Source organism: Neisseria sp. SLRRB23 (assembly GCF_050896295.1).
Lineage (GTDB): Bacteria > Pseudomonadota > Gammaproteobacteria > Burkholderiales > Neisseriaceae > Neisseria.
The window spans coordinates 1-399 of record NZ_JBPBFH010000113.1 but is presented as its reverse complement, the minus strand read 5'-3'; the positions used below and the strand labels follow the sequence as shown (position 1 = coordinate 399).

The window sequence follows — 399 nt, the reverse complement described above, 5'->3', positions numbered from 1 at the left end:
AAGAGACGGGCGCCCGACTTCTTGCAGCTTGAAAGTCGTGCTGCCGCTGGAACGCAGTTTGCAAATCTGGAAAACGTTGGGATGGCCCCAGCCTTCGCGCAGCGCCCATTTGAAAAAAATAAAGCGGCGCGGTTTGAACAAACCATCATGCCATGTATCGTCGGTTTGGGTGTTGGCTTGGCCGCAACATTAGGCCCGGGCATCATTAAAGGTATGTTTACCTTGATTATTTAATCAAACTAGATAAGAGAAGTGATGAGAGATTTAATACACCGATTATCCCATATTGAATTATGAACACGCCCCTTCCTTATTCCGATTACCTCATCCGCATCCTGACGGCATCTGTCTATGCTGTCGCGGTCGCAACGCCTTTGGCGCCGGCACGCCGCCTTTCTG

The 399-nt window shown here is 50.1% G+C and carries 1 pseudogene; it reads left to right on the top strand.

Going from position 1 to position 399, the window contains the following annotated elements:
* Positions 1-234: pseudogene (locus ACRPFF_RS11340) on the top strand (hypothetical protein); the annotation flags it as partial.
* Positions 235-399 lie beyond the last annotated feature (165 nt).